General features: G+C 70.0%; 19 protein-coding genes and 1 tRNA gene. 12 read left to right on the top strand and 8 right to left on the bottom strand.

Translation table 11 applies throughout. From position 1 onward, the window contains the following. On the bottom strand, positions 1 to 497 hold a 497-nt coding region (locus Q0L11_RS07570; RefSeq protein ID WP_296596424.1), incomplete at its 3' end, for a glycoside hydrolase family 3 N-terminal domain-containing protein. A gap of 72 nt (positions 498 to 569) precedes the next feature. Here Q0L11_RS07570 and Q0L11_RS07565 point away from each other — a divergent pair. Together Q0L11_RS07565 and fixJ are read left to right on the top strand one after the other, a co-directional pair. Continuing rightward, positions 570 to 1679 carry an S-(hydroxymethyl)glutathione dehydrogenase/class III alcohol dehydrogenase gene (locus Q0L11_RS07565; protein WP_296596423.1) on the top strand — a complete coding sequence of 370 codons (1110 nt, stop codon included), beginning with the start codon at positions 570 to 572 and terminating at the stop codon, positions 1677 to 1679. Positions 1680 to 1835: 156 nt separating this feature from the next. Then, on the top strand, positions 1836 to 2450 hold the full coding sequence (gene fixJ / locus Q0L11_RS07560) for a response regulator FixJ (protein WP_296596421.1): 615 nt from the start codon (positions 1836 to 1838) through the stop codon (positions 2448 to 2450). 141 nt (positions 2451 to 2591) lie between these two features. On the opposite strand, the gene Q0L11_RS07555 is transcribed toward fixJ, so the two are convergent. After that, on the bottom strand, positions 2592 to 4241 hold the full coding sequence (locus Q0L11_RS07555) for a GMC family oxidoreductase (RefSeq protein WP_296596420.1): 1650 nt from the start codon (positions 4239 to 4241) through the stop codon (positions 2592 to 2594). A 78-nt stretch (positions 4242 to 4319) separates the two neighbouring features. On the opposite strand from Q0L11_RS07555, the gene Q0L11_RS07550 reads away from it, so the two are divergent. Then, the gene (locus Q0L11_RS07550) at positions 4320 to 5180 is read left to right on the top strand and encodes an AraC family transcriptional regulator (RefSeq protein ID WP_296596418.1); all 861 of its coding nucleotides are present in this window, start codon (positions 4320 to 4322) and stop codon (positions 5178 to 5180) included. A 120-nt stretch (positions 5181 to 5300) separates the two neighbouring features. On the opposite strand, the gene Q0L11_RS07545 is transcribed toward Q0L11_RS07550, so the two are convergent. The 3 genes from Q0L11_RS07545 to phhA all read right to left on the bottom strand — a co-directional run bounded on the left by Q0L11_RS07545 (position 5301) and on the right by phhA (position 7996). Then, positions 5301 to 5867 (bottom strand): outer membrane beta-barrel protein, encoded by a 567-nt coding sequence (locus tag Q0L11_RS07545; RefSeq protein ID WP_296596417.1) that lies wholly within the window; start codon positions 5865 to 5867, stop codon positions 5301 to 5303. 147 nt (positions 5868 to 6014) lie between these two features. Further along, on the bottom strand, positions 6015 to 6986 hold the full coding sequence (locus Q0L11_RS07540) for a nitronate monooxygenase family protein (RefSeq protein ID WP_296596415.1): 972 nt from the start codon (positions 6984 to 6986) through the stop codon (positions 6015 to 6017). 131 nt (positions 6987 to 7117) lie between these two features. Next, a complete protein-coding gene (gene phhA, locus Q0L11_RS07535) occupies positions 7118 to 7996 on the bottom strand; it encodes a phenylalanine 4-monooxygenase (RefSeq protein WP_296596427.1) in 879 nt (292 codons plus the stop codon). Between the two features lie 99 nt (positions 7997 to 8095). Here phhA and Q0L11_RS07530 point away from each other — a divergent pair, with 99 nt between their 5' ends. Beyond that, positions 8096 to 8566 (top strand): Lrp/AsnC family transcriptional regulator, encoded by a 471-nt coding sequence (locus tag Q0L11_RS07530; protein WP_296596414.1) that lies wholly within the window; start codon positions 8096 to 8098, stop codon positions 8564 to 8566. A 3-nt stretch (positions 8567 to 8569) separates the two neighbouring features. Here Q0L11_RS07530 and metW read toward each other — a convergent pair whose 3' ends face one another. Together metW and Q0L11_RS07520 are read right to left on the bottom strand one after the other, a co-directional pair. Continuing rightward, positions 8570 to 9280 carry a methionine biosynthesis protein MetW gene (gene metW / locus Q0L11_RS07525; protein ID WP_296596412.1) on the bottom strand — a complete coding sequence of 237 codons (711 nt, stop codon included), beginning with the start codon at positions 9278 to 9280 and terminating at the stop codon, positions 8570 to 8572. Next, complete coding sequence (locus tag Q0L11_RS07520) at positions 9277 to 10434, bottom strand: homoserine O-acetyltransferase (RefSeq protein WP_296596410.1); 1158 nt, start codon at positions 10432 to 10434, stop codon at positions 9277 to 9279. The genes metW and Q0L11_RS07520 overlap by 4 nt, the downstream gene beginning before the upstream one ends. A gap of 170 nt (positions 10435 to 10604) precedes the next feature. Here Q0L11_RS07520 and Q0L11_RS07515 point away from each other — a divergent pair, with 170 nt between their 5' ends. The 5 genes from Q0L11_RS07515 to Q0L11_RS07495 are packed head-to-tail and all read left to right on the top strand — an operon-like array spanning position 10605 to position 14842. Then, on the top strand, positions 10605 to 11096 hold the full coding sequence (locus tag Q0L11_RS07515) for a histidine phosphatase family protein (protein ID WP_296596408.1): 492 nt from the start codon (positions 10605 to 10607) through the stop codon (positions 11094 to 11096). A 3-nt stretch (positions 11097 to 11099) separates the two neighbouring features. Continuing rightward, on the top strand, positions 11100 to 11432 hold the full coding sequence (locus tag Q0L11_RS07510; protein ID WP_296596407.1) for a DUF952 domain-containing protein: 333 nt from the start codon (positions 11100 to 11102) through the stop codon (positions 11430 to 11432). Continuing rightward, positions 11429 to 12472, top strand: a complete 1044-nt coding sequence (locus Q0L11_RS07505; RefSeq protein ID WP_296596405.1) for a quinone-dependent dihydroorotate dehydrogenase — start codon at positions 11429 to 11431, stop codon at positions 12470 to 12472. Before Q0L11_RS07510 ends, Q0L11_RS07505 begins: the two co-directional genes overlap by 4 nt. A 60-nt stretch (positions 12473 to 12532) precedes the next feature. Next, positions 12533 to 14008 carry a HAMP domain-containing sensor histidine kinase gene (locus Q0L11_RS07500; protein WP_296596404.1) on the top strand — a complete coding sequence of 492 codons (1476 nt, stop codon included), beginning with the start codon at positions 12533 to 12535 and terminating at the stop codon, positions 14006 to 14008. 57 nt (positions 14009 to 14065) lie between these two features. After that, positions 14066 to 14842, top strand: a complete 777-nt coding sequence (locus Q0L11_RS07495; protein ID WP_296596402.1) for an acyltransferase — start codon at positions 14066 to 14068, stop codon at positions 14840 to 14842. Between the two features lie 15 nt (positions 14843 to 14857). Here Q0L11_RS07495 and Q0L11_RS07490 read toward each other — a convergent pair whose 3' ends face one another. Next, positions 14858 to 16537 carry a gamma-glutamyltransferase family protein gene (locus tag Q0L11_RS07490; protein ID WP_296596426.1) on the bottom strand — a complete coding sequence of 560 codons (1680 nt, stop codon included), beginning with the start codon at positions 16535 to 16537 and terminating at the stop codon, positions 14858 to 14860. A gap of 132 nt (positions 16538 to 16669) precedes the next feature. On the opposite strand from Q0L11_RS07490, the gene Q0L11_RS07485 reads away from it, so the two are divergent. The 3 genes from Q0L11_RS07485 (at position 16670) to Q0L11_RS07475 (ending at position 19265) form a co-directional block, all read left to right on the top strand. Next, positions 16670 to 17680, top strand: coding sequence for a P1 family peptidase (locus Q0L11_RS07485; RefSeq protein ID WP_296596401.1), 1011 nt, complete (start codon positions 16670 to 16672; stop codon positions 17678 to 17680). A 108-nt stretch (positions 17681 to 17788) separates the two neighbouring features. Continuing rightward, positions 17789 to 19081: a hypothetical protein gene (locus Q0L11_RS07480; RefSeq protein WP_296596400.1), complete on the top strand. Its 1293-nt coding sequence runs from the start codon at positions 17789 to 17791 to the stop codon at positions 19079 to 19081. A gap of 107 nt (positions 19082 to 19188) precedes the next feature. After that, a tRNA-Arg gene (locus Q0L11_RS07475) sits at positions 19189 to 19265 on the top strand. Positions 19266 to 19319: the final 54 nt, after the last annotated feature.

Raw genomic sequence — 19319 nt, 5'->3', positions numbered from 1 at the left:
GCGTCGACGCGGAAGCGCTCCAGTTCCTGGTTGTTGGCGGCGTAGTGCTTGAGCGAGGCGCCGACGCCCTCCTCCTGGAGGCCCTGCACGTAGGCGACGCCGATCATGCCGGCCAGGTACGGGTCTTCGGAATAGGTCTCGAAGGTCCGTCCCCACGTGGGCGTGCGCATGATGTTGACGGTGGGCGCCAGAACGACCTGTTCACCCATGGCGCGGGCCTCGCGGCCTGTCGCCGCCGCGACCTCCGCGGCCGTATCGACGCTCCAGCTCGCCGCGACCGCGACGCCGACCGGGAAAACCGTCGCGGGCTGGCCACGGATCGAGCGGACACCCGTCGGCCCGTCGGTCATGCTGATCGCCGGGATCCCGAGGCGGTCGACGCCGTGGAGGGCGAAGGCGCTGGCGCCGGCCAGCAGGCGGACCTTCTCCTCAAGCGTGAGCTGCGCCAGCAATTCCCCGACGCGAGCGTCCAGGGCGGGGGATTTCGGATCGCTCATACGCTATCGCCTTTCCATCGGGGCGGGCTTCCGGGATGCTGCCCGCCGCTCAACGAGTCGAGGGAAAAAGCGATGAAGACGCGGGCCGCCGTGGCGTTCGAGGCGAAGAAGCCGCTGGAGATCGTCGAGCTGGACCTGGAAGGCCCGCGCGCCGGCGAGGTGCTGGTGGAGATCAAGGCGACGGGCGTCTGCCACACCGACGCCTACACCCTGGACGGCCTGGACTCGGAAGGCATCTTCCCCTCGATCCTCGGGCACGAGGGCGCGGGCGTGGTGGTCGAGGTCGGGCCGGGCGTCACCAGCGTCGCGGTGGGCGACCACGTGATCCCGCTCTACACGCCCGAATGCCGGCAGTGCAAAAGCTGCCTCTCCCGCAAGACCAACCTCTGCACGGCGATCCGCGCGACCCAGGGTAAGGGCCTGATGCCCGACGGGACCAGCCGGTTTTCCTACAAGGGCCAGACCGTCTACCACTACATGGGCTGCTCGACGTTCTCGAACTACACGGTCCTGCCCGAGATCGCGGTGGCGAAGATCCGCAAGGACGCCCCCTTCGAGACCGCGTGCTACGTCGGCTGCGGCGTGACCACGGGCGTGGGCGCGGTGGTCAACACGGCAGACGTCGAGGCCGGCGCCAACTGCGTGGTCTTCGGCCTCGGCGGCATCGGCCTGAACGTGATCCAGGGCCTGAAGCTGGTGGGCGCCGGCATGATCGTAGGCGTCGACCTCAACCCGGCCCGGGAGGAATGGGGCCGACGCTTCGGCATGACCCATTTCGTCAATCCGACCCAGATTTCCGGCGATCTGGTGGCCCATCTCGTCGAACTGACAGGCGGCGGCGCCGACTATACCTTTGACGCCACCGGCAACACGACCGTGATGCGCCAGGCCCTGGAGGCGTGTCACCGCGGCTGGGGCGAAAGCATCATCATCGGCGTGGCCGAGGCCGGGAAGGAGATCGCCACCCGTCCCTTCCAGCTCGTCACGGGCCGGGTGTGGAAAGGCACGGCGTTCGGCGGCGCCCGCGGCCGCACCGACACGCCGAAGATCGTCGACTGGTACATGGAGGGCAAAATCCAGATCGACCCGATGATCACCCACAAGCTTCCGCTGGACCGCATCAACGAAGCCTTTGACCTGATGCATGCCGGCGAAAGTATTCGAACGGTGGTCGTCTACTGAGGGTCTTCGACCGCGCGTCGAGAAACAACGCTATAGCAATCTGGGATTGTTATTCCGAAGCCTGCAGCTATGGTTACCTTGGCTTGAGTTGACAAGGTGGGGCCGTGTCATTGGCTTGGTGGATGAGCGATACGTCGCGACCGGGGGCATAGTGTGATGGCGCGCATGGGGGCCGTGCACGTCATCGACGACGACGAGGCGGTCCGTGAATCTTTGACGACCGTGCTTGGAGCGGCCGGTTTCGCCGTCACCGCCTATGCATCCGCGTATGCGTTCCTGGAGATCATCGAACACGCGCCGGCCGGATGCGTCGTCACGGACGTCTGCATGCCGCAGATCAGCGGACTGGACCTGCTGCGGCGGCTCCAGGATCGCCTCGACCGCTTTCCCGTCATCGTCCTGACCGGCGAAGCGGACGTCGCCATGGCGGTCGAGGCGCTGAAGAACGGGGCGCTCGACCTCATCGAGAAGCCCTATGCAGCGGAAGCGGTGGTCGCATCCGTGCGCGAGGCAATGACGCAACTGGAGGCGCGGACCGGCCGCGACAGCCTGCGCAGCGAGGCTCTCCAGCGCCTGGCCGCGCTCTCGGCGCGCGAGCGGGAGGTGCTGGATGGGGTGGTCCAGGGCCTCTCCAACAAGGAGGTGGCCCGCGACCTCGGCATCAGCCCACGGACCGTCGAGGCCTATCGGGCCAACCTGATGATGAAGATGGGCGCCGACAGCCTCTCCGAACTGGTGCGCCTCACGATCGCCGCCCGAGGCGAAATCTAGGGGCCGGCCGCCGGGCGGGCGTAGATTTCGCGCGAGTGGCGAAGCTCCGGCTGAAACCCCCTCTCGCTTCGCGAGTTCGCCCAGAGGGAGAGCACCTGCGGATCCTCGCTAACCGCGCGGGAAGAGAACGCGCGGCAGCGGCTAGACCCGCCCGTCCTCGGCGATCATCCGCGCGGCCTTCTCGGCGATCATCATGGTGGGCGAGTTGGTGTTTCCGGAGGTGATGGTCGGCATCACCGAAGCGTCGGCGATGCGCAACCCCTCGATTCCCCTGACGCGCAGGCGGGCGTCGACCACCGCCTGGGGATCCGTGGCCAGCCCCATCTTCGCCGTGCCCGCGGGGTGGAAGATGGTCGTGCCAAGCTGGCGGGCCGAGGCCAGGATATCCTCGTCGGTCAGGGCAGCGGCGCTGGGCGCGCGCTCCCGTGCGCCATAGGCCTTCAACGGCGCCTGATCGGCGATCCTCCGCACCAGCCTTAGGGACTCCACGGCGACCCGTTGGTCCTCCGCCGTCGCGAGATAATTCGGCTGGATCGAAGGCGCCGCGCGGCTGTCCGGGCTCGTCGCGTGGACGCCGCCCCGGCTGGTGGGGCGCAGGTTGCAGACGCTGATGGTGATGGCCGGGAAGGCGTGCAGGGGGTCGCCGAACTTTTCCAGCGAGAGCGGCTGGACGTGGAACTGCAGGTTGGGCGTCGCGTAGTCCGGTGAGGAGCGGGCGAAGGCGCCCATCTGCGACGGGGCCATCGACATGGGGCCCGTGCGGCGCGCGGCGTATTCCAGCGCCATGAGCGGCCGGCGCCACCACGACTTGTAGAGGGCGTTCATGGTCGGCACGCCCGAGACCTCGTAGATCGGCCGGATCTGCAGGTGGTCCTGCAGGTTCTCGCCGACGCCGGGCAGGTGGCGCAGGGTCTCGACGCCGAGGGCCGCGAGCCGCTCGCCGTCGCCAACGCCGGACAGTTCGAGTAGCTGCGGCGTGCCGACCGCCCCGGTCGCCACGACCACCCCGTCGCGCGCGCGGCTTTCGAAGGTCTCGCCGTCCCGGCTCCAGCGCACGCCCACGCAGCGGCCGTCCTCGATGAGCAGCCGCTCCACGTGCGCGCCGGTCTCCAGCCGCAGGTTCGGCCGTCCGAGGGCCGGCTTCAGGAACCCCCGCGCCGCGCTCCACCGCAGGCCCGCCTTCTGGTTCACCTGGAAATAGCCGCTGCCGGCGTTGTCGCCGGTGTTGAAGTCGGCGACCCGCGCGACGCCCGCCATCTCGGCCGCCTCGGCGAAGGCGTCCAGCACGCGCCAGCGCATCCGCGGGTGCTCCACCCGCCAGGCCCCGCCCTGCCGGTGGTGCTCGTTGGGCGGAGCGACGTGGTCCTCCTGGGCGAGGAAAAGCGGCAGCACCTCGTCCCAGCCCCAGCCGGCCAGGCCCATCTGACGCCAGCCGTCATAGTCCGCCGCCTGACCGCGCATGTAGATCATGGCGTTGATGGCAGAGCAGCCGCCGATCACCTTGCCGCGCGGATAGCGCAGGCTGCGGCCCGCCAGTCCGGGAATCGGGTCGGTCTCGAACATCCAGTCGGCGCGCGGGTTGCCGATGGAGAACAGGTAGCCCACCGGGATGTGGAACCAGATCCAGTCGTCCTTGCCGCCCGCCTCCAGCACCAGCACGCGGCGCGCGGGATCGGCCGACAGCCGGTTGGCCAGCACGCAGCCCGCCGAGCCAGCGCCCACGACGATGACGTCGGCGTCTTGCGAGGCGGTGGCGGGACGGGTCAGGGCTAGCTCCTGCGAAGCGCGCAACGCTTCTACCCAGGCTGTGGCCTTCGGGCCACTGGCCTTGCCGTAGCGAGACCCCATCTAGCGCCCGAGAGTTCGAGCGTGTCTTCCAGAGAAGTGATCCCCTTCGCCCGATCGGCGCCAGCGTTGCGCGGCGCCTGGGGCGGCCATCCCGTTCTCACCGTCCGCGCAGGATCCGTCCGGGTCCGGCACCAGGCGGCCGTGGCCTTCGACCTGTCGTACACCGGCGACCGGCCAGTGCTGCTTTATGTCTTCGAGGCGCCGCGGGCCGTGGCCGAGCAAGGCTGCCGGCCGGGCGCGTTCGCGCTGCTGAGGCCGGGCACCGAGCTGGAGATCCACCACCCCGAGCCGATGGAGGTGCTGGCCGTGGCGTACGACGGAGCGCGCGACGTCGACCTGGGTAGATTGGGCGAGACCCCGAAGGGCGCGTCCGATCCCGGCGTTCGGCTGCTGGCGCAGGAGCTGCGGCGCGTGCTTCGCGAGGAGGACGCTGCGGACGTCCGCTACGTCGAAGCCCTGACGCAGAGCCTGCTGGTGCGCGCCGCCGCCGTATTGGCCTCTCCACCGGCGACCATCGCAGTCGCGGCCCCGCTGACGCCCGGCAAGCTGCGCCGGCTCACCGCCTTCATCGACGCGAACCTCGACCGTCCCCTGCAGGTCGCCGAACTCGCGGCCGAGGCAGGTCTCAGCCGCGCCCATTTCACCCGCGCCTTCCAGGCCGCCGTCGGCGAGCCGCCGCACCGGTTCGTCCTGTCCCGCCGCCTGGAGGAGGTGCGGCGCGCACTGGCGGAGACCGATGTCCCGCTCTCGAACCTGGCCGTCCGCTATGGCTTCTCCAGCCACGCGCACATGTCTTCGGCCTTCCGGGCGGCGTTCGGAGCCACCCCGTCCAGCTATCGCCGCAGCCTGGAGCCTCCCCTCCTGCCGCTGGCAGCCTCCTGAAACGCGAAGCGCGCCGGAGCGGGGCTCCGGCGCGCGGCGGGCTTGAAGAAGTACCGGCGCCCCGCCCGGATGTGGGGGTGGGAGCGGAGCGCCGGAGTTAGGGCCTCAGTAGGGGGACCACTAGAGGCCGAGCTTGTAGCGGAAGCCCACCGTCACCGCGTTGGTGTGGTAGTCGCCATCAAAGCGCGTCGGGCCGACGCCCGCTTTGACATCCGTCACACCGAGGTAGCGATAGGCGATTTCGCCGGTCAGTCGGTCGTTGAACGGGTGCGCCACGCCGGCCTTGAACTGGTAGGCGAAGCCGGTGTCGTCGTCGCCGCGCGACTTCACCTGGGCCAGGCCCAGGCCGGCGCCCACGAACGGCTGCCAGGCGCCGCCACGGTTGAAGTCGTAGTAGCCGTTGACGAAGCCGCCGACCGTCGAGGTCTTGCCCGGGACGGCGCCCTTGTTGTCGCCTTGCAGGTAAGCGATCTCCGCCTCGGCCCGCAGGTTGTTCGAGAACTCGCGGCCCACCGCGCCGCTGACGGCCCAGCCCGTGTCGCCCTTGCGGTCAGGCGTGGCGTCGAGGCGGCTTTCGAAGGACGCGCCGGCGTTCCCCTGAACGTACCAGCCCGCATCCTGCGCCGCGGCGGCGCCGGCGGCAAAGGTGGTCGCGGCGGCCACCGCCGCCAGAGTGAGAGACTTCATGCTTTTCTCCTTCCCCGGTTGCCCCGGGCTTCAATGAGGAAGGAGTTGGGGGCGCGCAGGGCCGCCCGCTTTCACGGATGGCGCTGAGCTTTCAAGACTGTGCGGAAAAGCGACGGGGCCGTGACAGCGCCCGCCGCCTCGCGCGGTCTAGAGGAACGCCGGCAGGCGCTTCCTGATGATCGCTTCGGCCTCGGCCATGATGCCGTCGACCAGGTCCTTGCAGGTCGGGATGTCGTGGATCAGGCCCACCACCATGCCGCACGACCAGGCGCCGGCGTCCATCTCGCCTTCCTGCATGATGCGCGGATAGACCCCGCCCACCTCGGCGATGATGTCCTCGAACTTGAGATTGGCGCCGAGGGCCTTCTCCTTCTCGAGCAGGCGCTCGACGGCGGCGTTGTTGAGCACGCGCTCGGTGTTGCGCAGCGGGCGCATGACCAGGCGCGTGTCCAACTCGCTGGCGGCCAGGATCGCCTGCTTCACGTTCTCATGCACCGGCGCTTCCTTCGTGGCGATGAAGCGCGTGCCCATGTTGACGCCCTCGGCGCCCAGGCAGAGCGCGGCGGCGAGCTGCTTGCCGTTGGCCACGCCGCCCGAGGCGACGAACGGGATCTTCAGTTCCTCGGCCGCGCGGGGCAGCAGGATCCAGTTGGGCACGTCGTCCTCGCCCGGATGGCCGCCGCACTCGAAGCCGTCGACGCTGACCGCGTCGCAGCCGATGGCCTCGGCCTTCAGCGAGTGGCGGACCGAGGTGCACTTGTGGATCACCTTGATCCCGGCCTCCTTCAGGGCCGGCAGCCACTTCTGCGGGTTGTTGCCGGCGGTCTCCACCGCCTTCACGCCCCCGTCGATGATCGCCTTCACATAGCCAGGATAGTCCGGCGGCGTGATCGACGGCAGGAAGGTGAGGTTCACGCCGAACGGCTTGTCCGTCATCTCCCGGCAGCGGGCGATCTCCTTCGACAGCAGCTCGGGCGTCCGCTGGGTCAGGCCCGTGATGATGCCGAGGCCACCGGCGTTGGACACGGCCGCCGCCATCTCGGCGAGGCCCACGAAGTGCATCCCCCCCTGAATGATCGGGTGCTCGATGCCGAAGAGTTCGGTGATGCGGGTCTTCATGGGCGTCTTCCTCGCGTCCTGGCTTGGCTTTGGGCGCAAGTTCTTGGACATCCGCGGCCGCTTCGCAACGGCTATCGCGCCGATCCTGACGCAGGGGCGCCGACTTTGGGGCGCCGACCTTTGGGCGCCGCTCAGGTTGCCGGGGCGCCGGCCTTCCGCGACCGGGCGTAGGCCTGGTCGCCGAGGGTATAGACGGTGTCGGACGGCAGCACGGCGTCGGTGCTCAGGTCCTTCGCCCGGGCCAGCCGCGCGTACAGCGGCGCGAAGTCGGTCTCCAGCGTCCGGCGCAGCAGGTCCTCGTAGCTGTCGATGACGAAGTAGGTCTGCTGGTAATCGTCGATGCGGTAGTCGGTCCGCATCACCCGCTCCAGGTCGAAGCCGATGCGGTTCGGAGAGGAATCCTCCAGCGCGAAACGCGACTCGCCGAAGCTGGAGACGATGCCCGCCCCGTAGATCCGCAGCTCGCCGCCCTCGCGGACCAGTCCGAACTCGACCGTGTACCAGTAGAGGCGTGCAAGCTGCTTCAGCGACCCGTACTGCAGCGAGCGAAGCCCGCCCTCGCCATAGGCCTGCATGTAGTCCGCGAAGACTGGGTTCGCGAGCATTGGAACGTGGCCGAACACGTCGTGGAAGACGTCGGGCTCCTGGAGGTAGTCGATCTGCTCCGGCCGACGGATGAACCGGCCGGCGACGAAGGTGCGGTTGGCGAGATGGCGGAAGAAATCTTCGTCCGGCACGAGGCCCGGGACGGCCACCACGCGCCAGCCGGTCAGCTTGTGCAGGCGCTCCGAAAGCTCGTCGAAGTCGGGAATGCCGGGCTTCGACAGGCGCAGCACGTCGAGCCCTTCGAGGAAGGCCGGGCTCGCCCGCCCCGGCAGCATGCGGGCCTGGCGCTCGAACAACGTGTCCCACATGGCATGCTCGGCCAGGGTGTAGGACGCCCAGTCCTGCGGGATCGTCCAGTCCGCGGCGGCGCCCGGCGGCGGCGCAGGCGCTATGGCGTTCGGCATGTCCATGGAACAATAATACGCGTCGATCGCGGAATAGGCGTCCAATCCGCCGTTTGGTTCCGTCGATCCCGAAGTCGTGTTCCAGGATCGAGGCGCATTTTGAAAGACATTCACCAGATGGACGAGGTGGACCGGCGCATCCTGCGCGAGCTCCAGGCCGACGCCAGCCTCAGCCACGCCGTGCTGGCCGAACGGGTGGGCGCCTCGACCACCTCGTGCTGGCGACGGATCAAGGCGCTGGAGGACGCCGGGGTGCTGCACGGGCCGGTGCGCCTGGTCGCGGCCGACCGCGTGGGGCGCGGCGTGAGCGTCATGCTGCAGGTTCGTATGCGCTCGCACGCCCTGGACCGCCGAGAGGCGTTCGAACGCTTCCTCCGTGGCCGGGCCGAGGTGATCGAGTGCTACTCGATGTCGGGCGAGTGGGACTATCTGATGCGGATCGTGGTGGCCGATGTGGCCGACTACGAACGCTTCCTGATGCGCGAATTGCTGAACCACCCCGACGTGGCCACCTCGGCCTCCCACTTCGCCCTGAGCCAGGTGAAGTACACGACGGCCATTCCCGTGTGAGCGTCAGGCGCGCCGGCCGCGGCCCTTCTTCGGCGGCGGCTCGGCCTTCGGCAGCTCCATCTCGCCGAACAGGTTCTGCGGCGGCGGGGCCGGAGCCAAGGGATCGGCCTTGCGGCTGAGTAGGAAGAGGGCCGTCTCGGCGCGCCAGTTCTCGATCGGCTGGCGCGGGTCGATGGACCGGGCGGGCTTCCCGTCCGACAGGGCGGCGCAGGCGTCGATCCGCAGGCCCAGCTCGTCGCAGAGGGCCGTGAAGTCGCGCAGCGTGCAGAGGTGTATGTTCGGCGTCGAATACCAAGGCTCCGGCAAGGCGCCGGTCTCGGGCATCCGCCCGCGCGAGAGCAACGCCCAGCGGACCTTCCAGTGACCGAAGTTCGGCACCGAGACGACAGCCTGGTCGGCGACGCGCAGCAGTTCGGACAGCACGTGCTTGGGCTCGCGCATCTGCTGCAGCGTCTTCGACAGGATCGCGTAGTCGAAGGCGCGACTCGGGAAATGGTCCAGGTCGCGGTCGCCATCGCCCTGCACCACCGCAAGGCCCCGGGCCAGGCCGGCGGCGACGCCCTCGGGACTGATCTCGAGGCCCTGGCCGTCGACGCCTTTCTCCCGCGTAAGCAGCTCCAGCAGCTCGCCGTCCTCGCAGCCGATGTCGAGCACGCGGGCGCCGGGCCGCACGAGTTTCAGGATCTCGGCGAAGTCCTCACGGATGGCGCTCAAGCGAGGCCCCGCGAGTGGGACTGGGCGGCCAGAAAGCCGCGCAGCGTCTGGTCCAGCAGCGGCTCGTCCAGGAAGAAGGCGTCGTGGCCCTTGTCGGTCTGGATCTCGGCGAAGCTGGCGCGGCAGCCGGCGCCGTTCAGCGCGCGGACGATGTCGCGGCTCTCGGGCGTCGGGTAGAGCCAGTCCGACGAGAAGCTGAGCACGCAGAACTTCACGTGCCGGGCCCTCGTGAAGGCCTCAGCCAGCACGCCGCCGTGGCTGGCGGCGAGGTCGAAGTAGTCGAGCGCGCGGGTGATGTAGAGGTAGCTGTTGGCGTCGAAGCGATCGACGAAGCTGGTCCCCTGGTGACGCAGGTAGCTCTCGACCTGGAAGTCGGCGTCGAAGCCCCACGACAGGCCGTCCCGCTGCAGTTCGCGGCCGAACTTGCGCTGCAGGGCGGCCTCGGAAAGATAGGTGATGTGCGCGGCCATGCGCGCCACGGCCAAACCCTTCTCGGGCCGGACACCAGCCGTGAGATAGGCGCCGTTCACCCAGTTCGGGTCGGCCATGATCGCCTGGCGGCCCACCTCGTGGAACGCGATGTTCTGCGCCGAGTGGCGCGCGGCGGCGGCGATGACCACGGCCGAGAACAGCTTTTCAGGGTAGTCGGCCGCCCACTGCAGCACCTGCATGCCGCCCATCGATCCGCCGATGGCCGCGAACAGGGTCTCGATGCCCATGGCCTCGATCAGCATCGCCTGGGCGCGCACCATGTCGCCGATGGTGATGACCGGGAAGGTCAGGCCGTAAGGCGCCTTGGTGGCCGGGTCGATCGACGCCGGCCCGGTCGTGCCCATGCAGCCGCCGACCACGTTGGTGCAGATGATGAAGTAGCGCTCGGGGTCGAGCGGCAGGCCGGGGCCCACGAAGCGGTCCCACCAGCCGGGCTTGCCGGTGACCGGGTGGGTCGAGGCCAGATGCTGGTCGCCCGTCAGCGCGTGACAGACGAGGACGGCGTTGGAACGGTCCTCGTTGAGCCGTCCGTAGGTCTTGTAGGCGATCTCGAGCGGGGCGAGCTTGGCGCCCGAATCCAGGCGCAGAGGTTGGCTCGCCGGGAACCGCCAGGTCCCGCCGCCGATCTCGATCCCCGCCTTGATGGGGCCCTGCGCCGTCATGGCCGCGTTGGACCGCCTCGCCCCACCGGTGTCAATGGCTTGCAGCGAGGCTCACCTAGGCTATGGAGGACATGGGGAGCGCGGTCAGCAAAAGTGGTCGGCGGTTTTGCATCCGGACCGCGTTCAGTCTTAGTCGACGCATCGCGCTCGCGGCGCGTTGGGGAGCTTACATGGATCGTCTGATCCTTCTGCGGCACGGCAAGGCCGAGGCCGATTCCGCCAGCGGCGACGATTTCGACCGGCGGCTGGCCCCTCGCGGCATGCGCGAGTCGGCCGAGATGGCCGCGCAATTGGCCGACATGGGCTTCCGCCCCGATGTGGTGCTGATCTCGCCCGCCGCCCGGACACGCGGCACCTGGGAGAGCGCCGGCGTCGCGTTCCCAGACGCCGAGACACGGTTCGACGACCAGCTCTACCATGCCGACTCCGGGACCATCCGCCGCGCCGCCGAGGCCGCGGGACAGGCCTGCGCGACGGTGATGGTCGTCGGGCACAACCCCGGCCTGCAGGAGCTGACGGTCCGCCTGCTGATGGAAGGCTCGGCGCCCTCCGGCCTCATCGCCAAGGCCCAGCGCAACTTTCCCACCGCGGCGGCGGCGGTCTTCCTGTTCGACGCTAACGGCCGGCCCCACTTCGACGGCCTGTTCTATCCGGAGCGCTGAGCCGTGCGCATCTACAAGATCCTGCCCCGGTCCGAATGGGAGGCCGCGCTGCGGTTCGGCGTCTTCAAGGGCTCGGCGATCGACCTGCAGGACGGCTACATCCACTTCTCCACGGCCCCCCAGGCGCCCGAGACGGCGCGGCGCTATTTCAAGGACCTGCCCGACCTCGTCGTGCTGGAGGTCGAGGGCGACGACCTGGGCGCCGCGCTCAAGTGGGAGCCGTCGCGCGGCGGCGATCTCTTCCCGCACCTCTACGCCGACCTCGACTGCGCTCACGTCCGCGCCGTGCACGAGGCGCCGCTGGGCGAAGACGGCGTTCCGGCGACGCCCGCATGACCGACCTTCATGGCTTGGCGACGCGCGCCCTGCGCAGCGTCGATCCCGAGGATGCGCACACCCTGGCGCTGAAGGGGCTCAAGCTAGGCCTCGGCCCGCGCGCGCCGGCGGACGACCCAATCCTGCGAACCCGCCTCGCCGGGCTGGACCTGCCCAATCCGGTCGGCCTCGCCCCGGGTTTCGACAAGAACGCCGAGGTGTTCGCGCCCATGCTCAAGGCGGGTTTCGGCTTCGCCGAATGCGGCACGGTCACGCCGCTGCCGCAGGCCGGCAACCCCCGCCCCCGGCTGTTCCGGCTCTCCGAGGACCGGGCCGTGATCAACCGCATGGGCTTCAATAACGAGGGCCTGGAAGCTTTCGCAGCCCGCTTGGCCCACCGACGCCACGGCGTGGTCGGCGCCAACCTGGGCGCCAACAAGGACTCGGTCGATCGCCTCGCCGACTACACGGCAGGCCTGCGCCGTCTCTGGGGCATGGCGTCGTACTTCACCATCAACATCTCCTCCCCCAACACGCCCGGACTGCGCGCGCTGCAGACGAAGGCGGCGCTGGACGAACTGCTTGGACGGCTGGTCGCGACAGCCGATTCGCTGCCTCAGGGCGTGGCGGTCCCCATGTTCCTGAAGGTCGCGCCCGACCTGGAGGACGGGGAGGTCGAGGCGATCTCCGACACCGTGGCCACCCATGGCCTGGCCGGCGTGATCGTCTCGAACACCACTGTCAGCCGCCCACCGCTGAAGTCGCGTCACCGTGACGAGACGGGAGGCCTTTCCGGCGCGCCGCTGCTCGCCATGTCCACCGAGATGCTGCGGCGCTTCCACCAGGCCGCCGCCGGCCGCTTCCTGCTGATCGGCGCGGGCGGGATCGCATCGGGCGCGGACGCCTACGCCAAGCTCCGGGCCGGCGCTTCGGCGGTGCAACTCTATTCGGCGCTGGCGTACGAGGGCCCCGGCCTGGTGGTGCGCATCAAGCGGGATCTGGCCGCGCGGCTTCGGGCCGACGGCTTTGCGTCTGTGGCGGAGGCAGTCGGCGCGGGTTAGCCTGCGCCTTCCGTACCTTACGTTGCCGCCGCGGCCACGCTGCACTAAGTCGAAAGGACGATGGCGGACGCACCGACCGAAGCTCCCGAGCGGAACCGGCGCCGCCGCCTCTTCTGGCCCGGCGGCCTCTCTGCGCGCCTCCTGGTGCTCACGGTGGTGTTCGCGGCCCTAGGCGGAGCCATGGCGATCCCGCCGGCCATGGCCGCCTACGAGAAACAGTGGCTGCTGGACCGGGTGCGCGCCGCCGAGCTGGCGTCGCTGGCCGCCGAGGTGGCGCCCGACCGCGTCGTCTCCGAGCAACTGAAGACCCAGCTTCTGGAAGGCGCGGGGGTCGAGATCGTGGCGGTTTCGAACGAGGGCGTACGCCGGCTGGTGTTCGCCCGCTCGCGGCCGGCCCGGGCGCCCTACCTCGTGGACCTGAGACCCAAGGCGACGGGCCTGGCCCTCTTCGCCCCGTTCCAGACCCTGCTGGGCGATGGCGGGCGCGTGCGGGTGGTGGCCGAACCGCGCTTCCGCCAGGCCGACTTCATCGAGTTCGTCGCCACGGACACCGAGCTGAAACGCGCCCTGGCCAGCTACCTGTGGCGCCTGGTGGCCATCGTCGCCGGCGTGGCGGCCCTGGCCGGCGTGATCGTCTATTTCGCACTGAACCTGTTCCTCGTACGCCCTATGCAGCGGATCACCTTCGCCATGGAGCGGTTCCGCGCGGACCCGGAGGACCCCGAGGCGCACATACAGCTCTCGGGCCGTCGGGACGAGATCGGCCGCGCCGAGGCCGAGCTGGACCGCATGCAGGCCGACTTGCGCGCCGCGCTGAACTCGCGCGCGCGACTCGCGGCCCTGGGCGAGGCGGTGGCCAAGATCAACCACGACCTGAAGAACATGCTGACCGGGGCCCAGCTCGCCTCTGAGCGGCTGGCGGCGTCCAAGGACCCCAAGGTCAGCCAGGCCCTGCCCCGCCTGGAGCGCGCGCTGGACCGGGCCGTGAAGCTGGCCGCCGACGTGCTGGTCTACGGCAAGACCGAGGAAGCCGCGCCCGAGGCCCAGGCGGTCAGCCTGTCCGAAGCCGTCAAGGAAGCCGCGGCCGAGGCGCGCCTGGCCGAGACCGGCGTGAAACTGGTTTCCAAGGTCTCGGCCTCGGACCAGGTGATGGCCGATCCCGACCAGCTACATCGCATCCTGGTCAACCTGCTGCGCAACGCTCGCCAGGCGATCGAGCACCAGGAAGGCCGCACGGCGCCCGGCCGGGTCGAGGTCTCCATAGAAGCCCAGGCCGGGGCCAGCCTCATCCGCATCTCCGACGATGGCCCGGGCGTGCCACCGCGGATTCGCGAGCGCCTGTTCCAGCCGTTCGCGGGATCGGGGCGTCCGGACTCGACCGGCCTCGGCCTCGCCATCGCCCGCGAGCTGGCTCAGGGACACGGCGGCGACCTCAGCCTGTCGGTGACCGGCGAGCAGGGTACGGTCTTCGAACTGCGGCTCCCCGGCGCGCCTCCGCCGAGGCCCAGGGCGCGGAAGGTGAAGGCGGAAGGCTAGAACCCGTTCGGGCTTGGAACGACGTGAGAGCCCAGGCGTGCCGCGCCTCGACAACGCATGAACCGCGGCGCTAGCGTCGATCGCATGAAGATCCACCCGACCGCGCACGTCGACCCGGCGGCCTCCATCGGCGACGGCGTGACCATCGGCGCCTTCACGATCATCCACCCGAGCGTCCACATCGGGCCGGGCTCGACCATCGGGTCACACTGCGAGATCGGCGTGCCTACTGCCCTCGCCGACCCGCTGCGGCCGGATCTTGTCATCGGCGCGGGCGCGAACATCCGCTCGCACAGCGTCTTCTACCAGGGTTCGCAGTTCGGCGACGGCCTGACGACCGGGCACCGCGTGACCGTGCGGGAAAAGGTCTTCTGTGGCCGCAAGGCCCAGATCGGCACGCTGAGCGACCTGCAGGGCGACGCGGAGATCGGCGACTACTTCCGGACCCACTCCAACGTCCACGTCTGCAAGGGCTCGAAGATCGGCGATTTCGTGTGGATCTTTCCGTACGTCGTCCTGACCAACGATCCCACGCCGCCCAGCGAGGTCTGCACGGGCCCCACCATCGGCGACTATGCGGTGATCGCGACCATGTCGGTGATCCTGCCCGGTGTGACCGTGGGCCGGCACGCCCTGGTCGGGGCGCACTCCTCGGTGACCCGGGATGTAGAGCCGGGAATGGTGGTGGCCGGCAACCCCGCCAAGCCCATTCGTCCGGCCGCGGAAATCAAGCTGCGCGACGGCTCCGGCCGCCCCGCCTACCCGTGGCCGTCGCACTTCTCGCGCGGCTATCCCGAGGGCGCGCTCGCGGGCTGGGACGACGACGAGGCGTGAGCGGCGGCGGCGGCGTCAGGGCGCCTTCGCCACGCCTTCGCGGCGCGGGTCCGCGCCGCCCCGCAGGCCCTGCGGCGTCATCTCGATCCCATGCAGGCCCGAGCCCTCCGCGCCAAATCCAGCGGTCAGCTTGACGCCCTTGGCTTCCAGCCCCGCGCGAAGTTCCGGCGAGAACTTGTCCACCTCGGCCGCGTAGAAGCTGCCGCCGGCGATCATGTTGGGCAGGGCGATGGCGTCCTGGACCGGCAGCTTCCAGTCCAGCATCCCGACCAGGGCCTTGAGGTTGTAGGCCAGGATCGACGGCCCGCCCGGCGAGCCGACGGCCGCGACGAATCGATGGTTCTTGTCCAGCACGATGGCCGGAGCCATCGACGAGCGGGGGCGCTTGCCCGGCGCGACCGCATTGGCGGCGGGGGCCCCGTCACGTTCCTCCGGCGTGAACGAGAAGTCGGTGAGCTGATTGTTCAGGAAGAAGCCGTGCACCATCCGGCCCGAGCCGAAGATGCTTTCGACGGTGGTGGTCATCGAAACGACGTTGCCCCACTGGTCGACGATGACGAGGTGGGTGGTGCCGTGCACCTCCTGGGTCGCGTCAGGCGCGCGAGGACCGGCGCCCTTGGGCTTGCCGGGCGCAACCGACGCCGCGGGAGCCGGACCGATCAGCTTCGCCCGTTCGGCGACGTAGGCCGGGTCGAGCAGGCCCTCGACCGGCACGCTCACGAAGTCCGGGTCGCCGATGTAGCGGTCGCGGTCGGCGTACATCAGGCGGCTGGCCTGGCTGAACAGGTACCAGCCCTCGACGTCGTTGCGGTGCTTGTCGATCGGGGTGTGACCGAGGATGCCCAGGCCCTCCAGCACCGCCGGCCCGCCCGACGGAGCGCCGGGAACGCAGACGATGTAGATCCGGTAGGGGCGGCAGAGGCCGGCTTCCGACTTCGGCCTGTAGGCCTTGAGGTCGGCGAGGCTGAGCGTGCCCGGCAGGGCGCCTTCGTGCACCTTGTCGACGATGGCCTGGGCGATTTCACCCTCGAGCAGCGCCTTCGGCCCCTCGGCGGCGATTTTGCGCACCGTGGCGGCGTAGGCCGGGTTCTTCATGATCTCGCCCGCCTGGACCTTCGTCCCGTCGGGCTTTGTGAAATAGGCGATGGCGTCGGGCGTAGCCGCCTGGCCCGCCTTGCTGGCGGCTGCGGCAGCCATGCGGCCGGGGACGGGGAAGCCGCCGTCGGCCAGGCGCTCTGCCTCGCCGAAGAGGTCCTTCCAGGCCAGCTTGCCGTGCTGGGACTGGGCGAGGTGCAGCATGGCGATGGCGCCGGGCACGCCGGTGGAGCGGCCGGAGAGGATCGCGGTCATCCGGTTCAGCGGCTTGCCGTCGTCGCCGTAGAACAGCTTGGGCGTCGCCCCCATCGGCGCCGTCTCACGGCCGTTGTAGGCGGTGACCTGCTTCGTCTTGGCGTCGTAGTAGGTCATGAACGAGCCGCCGCCGAGGCCCGAGCTCTGCGGTTCCACGAGGCCCAGCGTGGCCTGCACGGCCACGGCGGCGTCGACTGCCGTGCCACCGGCCCGCAGCACCTTGAGACCAGCCTCAACGGCCAACGGGTTGGCGGCGGCGACCATCGCCTTCGGCCCGGCCGGCGCCTTGGCGGCGGGCTGCGCGGCCGTCGTCGGGGTCGCGCAGGCGGACAGGGCGGCGGCAATGGCGAGGGCGGCGAGCGAAAGCGGGGACTTCACGGAACGGGCGGCTCCTGAACAGGTGAACTTGACCATAGCTGGCGGGCCGCGTGGACAACAAACGCCCGGACGTGCGAGGTCCCTCCTATGGACGGAAAGATGCCAGGTCCAGGGCCGCGAAACCTGATCACCGACGTTCCCGGCCTATCCGTTGGGCAGGCGGAGGACGCGGCCGTGCGAACGGGCGTCACAGTGATCCTACCGGACGAACGCGCCGTGTGCGCGGTGGACGTGCGCGGCGGCGCGCCGGGCACGCGCGAAACCGACGCCCTGGCGCCGGAGAATCTGGTCGACGCGGTCGACGCCGTGGTGCTGTCCGGGGGCTCGGTCTACGGCCTGGCGGCCGCCGACGGCGTGACCGCCTGGCTCGGCGCGCGAGGGCGCGGCTACGGCCTGGTGGAGGGAATCCCGAAGTCGCCGGTCGTCCCGGGCGCCATCCTGTTCGACATGGCGAACGGCGGCGACAAGCGCTGGGGCGAGGACCCGCCCTACCGTGAGCTGGGCAAGCGGGCCGTGGCCGCGGCGGCGGCGGATTTCGCACTGGGCACGGCGGGCTGCGGCTACGGCGCAATGGCGGGAACGCTGAAGGGCGGCACGGGCTCGGCGTCGGCGGTGACTCACGACGGCTACACGGTCGGCGCGATCGTGGGTGTGAACAGTTGGGGCTCGGTGGTAGCGCCGGGCGGGCGCACGTTCTGGGCGGCGCCCTTTGAGCTCGACGCGGAATTCGGCGGGCTCGGGCCGGAGGGCTTGCGGGCCGGGCCCGACGCCTGGGGCCTCGCCAAGCGCCCGGCCGATCAGCGCAACACCACCATCGCCTGCGTCGCCACCGACGCGGCGCTGACGCCGGCGCAAGCGAAGCGGCTGGCGGTCATGGCCCAGGACGGCTTCGCCCGCGCCATCCGCCCGGTCCACGCACCGTTCGACGGGGACGTGGTGTTCGCGATCTCCACCGGCCGGTGCCCTCTGGCCGAGCCAGAGAACTATGTGCTGGCGCGGCTGGGAGCCCTGGCGGCCGACTGCCTCGCCCGCGCGACCGCCCGTGGCGTTTTTGAAGCCAAGCCTTGGCCGGACGCGTATGTCCCCTGCTGGCGGGACCTGCCGAGCTGAAGGCGGCCTTGGTCGCAAATCCGCAGGGCGGTTCCGCAGAAAAGCGCATTTCCCTTCGGCCGTTCGCGGACTAGCGTTCGGCCGGGTTTGTTCAGGAGAGATTTCCCAATGGGTCTGGGACGCAAGCTGGCTCTCGTCGCCGGCGCCGCCGCTATCGCCACCGTCACGATCACCTCCGGCGCCGTGGCGCAGCAGAAGGTGACCGGCCCCGTCGCCGTCTACTGGATGAGCGCCCAGACGCAGACCGGCTTCGGCATGCCTTCGATGGGCGCGGGCGGCGGCGGCCGGCCGGACGCCGGCGCGATGATGCGCGCGATGATGGGCGGCGGCGGCGCGTCGAAGACGCTGCACCTCGACCTCGGCTCCAGCCAGACCAACGCCGCCCCGGCGGCCGACCACCTGCCGCCGTCCGGCCTGGAGGTCGGCCCGCGCCTGCCGCTGCTGACGCCGAAGATCGAGCCGGTCCAGCGCGAGGAGCGCCAGGACTATGTCCCCGAGGAGTACCGCAAGCCCAAGGGCAAGATGCTGATCTTCTGGGGCTGCGGCGAGCACGCCCGCCCCGGTCAGCCCTATGTGATCGACTTCGCCAAGATGGCCGACGGCAAGCAGAACCCGGCCAACCTGTTCCGCGGCATCGACTATCGCCCCATGCAGCCGCCGTCGCCCAGCCGCAACCGCACCTACGGCGAATGGCCGAACAAGGACACGCGGGACATGGTGCCGTCCGGCGGCTCGCTGATCGGCGCGCACACCATCCGCGGCAACTACAGCCCCGAGATCAACTTCACCCTCAACGAGGACCAGGACTTTCTGGCCCCGCTGAACCTGACGTCGAATTCCAAGGCGCCGGGCGGCTGGGTGAACCTCGGCTGGAACCTCGTGGGCAACGCCGAGGCCTATTACGCCAGCGCCATCGGCGGCGGCGGCGAGGACGACACGGTCGTCATGTGGTCGTCCTCCGAGGTGCAGACCTCGGCGTTCTCGAACCCCGACTTCCTCAGCCCGGGCGATATCAACCGCCTGGTGGCCAACAAGACGCTGATGGGGCCGGCCACCAAGACCTGCGCCGTGCCGAAGGAGGTGCTGGACGCCGCGCCCTCGGCGATGCTGCAGCTCGTGGCCTACGGCGGCGAGGCGAACTTCGTCTATCCGCCGCGGCCGCAGGATCCCAAGATCGCGTGGAACCAGCAGTGGGCCGTCAAGGTGCGCTACCGCTCGGCCACCGGCGGCATCCTCGGCCAGGACATGGGCGAGATGATGGGCGGCGGCAACCGCGGCCGCGCGGGCGCGCCCGCCCAGCGTCCCGGCCAGCAGCCTCAGCAGCCGCCCAAGGCTCCCAGCGCCGCCGATATCCTGCGCCAGGGCATCCTGGGCGGCGGCCTGCCCTTCCCGCGGCGCTAGGGCGGGCGGACACGGCCCGGCGGACCCTGGAAAAAAATCGGTCGGAGGGGGACTTGCGCTCCCCTCCGCCCCCGACTAGGTTCCGCGCCCTCGCCGCAAGGCAGTGCGCGCCCGTAGCTCAGCTGGATAGAGCATCAGACTACGAATCTGAGGGTCGGACGTTCGAATCGTTCCGGGCGCGCCAATTTCTCCCCATTGAAATCGATCGTAGCGGCTTCGCTTTCGCGGCGCGCGGCTG

The sequence above is a fragment of the Phenylobacterium sp. genome (assembly GCF_024508875.1).
Taxonomy (GTDB): domain Bacteria; phylum Pseudomonadota; class Alphaproteobacteria; order Caulobacterales; family Caulobacteraceae; genus Phenylobacterium.
Note: the sequence above shows the minus strand (reverse complement) of the source record. Positions and strands in the feature narration are given on the sequence as shown.

Coding starts and splice junctions, on each gene's coding strand:
- Q0L11_RS07485 (WP_296596401.1), top strand. CDS start 16,670: ATGCCAGGTCCAGGGCCGCGAAACCTGATCACCGACGTTCCCGGCCTA.
- Q0L11_RS07540 (WP_296596415.1), bottom strand. CDS start 6,986: ATGAAGACCCGCATCACCGAACTCTTCGGCATCGAGCACCCGATCATT.
- Q0L11_RS07505 (WP_296596405.1), top strand. CDS start 11,429: ATGACCGACCTTCATGGCTTGGCGACGCGCGCCCTGCGCAGCGTCGAT.
- Q0L11_RS07520 (WP_296596410.1), bottom strand. CDS start 10,434: ATGACGGCGCAGGGCCCCATCAAGGCGGGGATCGAGATCGGCGGCGGG.
- Q0L11_RS07515 (WP_296596408.1), top strand. CDS start 10,605: ATGGATCGTCTGATCCTTCTGCGGCACGGCAAGGCCGAGGCCGATTCC.
- Q0L11_RS07565 (WP_296596423.1), top strand. CDS start 570: ATGAAGACGCGGGCCGCCGTGGCGTTCGAGGCGAAGAAGCCGCTGGAG.
- Q0L11_RS07500 (WP_296596404.1), top strand. CDS start 12,533: ATGGCGGACGCACCGACCGAAGCTCCCGAGCGGAACCGGCGCCGCCGC.
- Q0L11_RS07545 (WP_296596417.1), bottom strand. CDS start 5,867: ATGAAGTCTCTCACTCTGGCGGCGGTGGCCGCCGCGACCACCTTTGCC.
- fixJ (WP_296596421.1), top strand. CDS start 1,836: ATGGCGCGCATGGGGGCCGTGCACGTCATCGACGACGACGAGGCGGTC.
- Q0L11_RS07495 (WP_296596402.1), top strand. CDS start 14,066: ATGAACCGCGGCGCTAGCGTCGATCGCATGAAGATCCACCCGACCGCG.
- phhA (WP_296596427.1), bottom strand. CDS start 7,996: ATGCCGAACGCCATAGCGCCTGCGCCGCCGCCGGGCGCCGCCGCGGAC.
- Q0L11_RS07480 (WP_296596400.1), top strand. CDS start 17,789: ATGGGTCTGGGACGCAAGCTGGCTCTCGTCGCCGGCGCCGCCGCTATC.